Here is a 908-nt window from a genome sequence, read left to right as displayed (position 1 = left end):
GCGGCAGTGGGTGTGCCCGCCGTCGAAGGGTGAGCGGCCCCGGTGGTCGTTCAACGTCGACCACTTCGTCACCAGCACCGACACCCTGTATCTGCTGTCGAAAGAGGGCAAAGCCTCCGGCGGAGCGCTCGTGAGCGCGTTCACGTCGGCGGTCGCGGCAGCGGGCGAGGCCGACGGCGTACGTGCCGGTGGCCGGATGCCGACACCGATGCTGCTCGTGCTCGACGAGGCCGCCAATGTCGTGCGCTGGCGCGATCTGCCGAAGCAGTACAGCCACTTCGGATCTCGCGGCATCGTCGTCATGACCATTCTGCAGTCCTGGGCTCAGGGCGTGGGCTGCTGGGGCGAAGCGGGCATGAAGGCGCTGTGGTCGGCGGCCAACATCAAGGTCCTCGGCAGCGGATTGGACGACGAGGACTTCCTGCAGGCCCGCTCCCGCATCGTCGGTGATCACCGCGAGCTGGTCACCAGCGTCTCGCGCGGCCGGCGGGCGGACTCGGGCACCGAGTCGACCTCGCTGACCACCGAGGCCACTCTCACCGCCAGCGATATCGCGGCCATGCCCCGTGGGCGGGCGCTGGTGTTCACCTCCGGTCACCGCTCGACTCTCGTGCGGACCACGCCGTGGATGGAACGCGCCGACGCCGACCTCATCCGCGAATCGATCGCCGCACACGCACCCACCCAATCCGGCACCACCACGGCTGGCCCGCGCCTGCGTGCCGTGCCGTCTGACGAGGAGGACAACGCAGCATGAGCGACACCACCACCCCCACCAACGGCGCTGCCCCGGCCGGATCGGCTGCCGCGCAGATCATCCCGGCCGCCGAGCTGAGCGAGCTGATGGACGCCGTGGTCCGTAAGGCCGTCAGCGCGAAATTCGCTGAGCAGGCCAAAGAGATCGCCGC

The 908-nt window shown here is 69.5% G+C and carries 1 protein-coding gene; it reads left to right on the top strand.

The genetic code is table 11. The annotated features are described in order from the left end of the window. Positions 1-757 (top strand): type IV secretory system conjugative DNA transfer family protein (locus tag A5780_RS16515; RefSeq protein WP_156769521.1); only part of this gene is annotated, 757 nt, incomplete at its 5' end. Positions 758-908: the final 151 nt, after the last annotated feature.

The sequence above is a fragment of the Nocardia sp. 852002-20019_SCH5090214 genome (genome assembly GCF_001665865.1).
In the GTDB taxonomy this organism is placed as follows: domain Bacteria; phylum Actinomycetota; class Actinomycetes; order Mycobacteriales; family Mycobacteriaceae; genus Nocardia; species Nocardia nova.
Note: the sequence above shows the minus strand (reverse complement) of the source record. Positions and strands in the feature narration are given on the sequence as shown.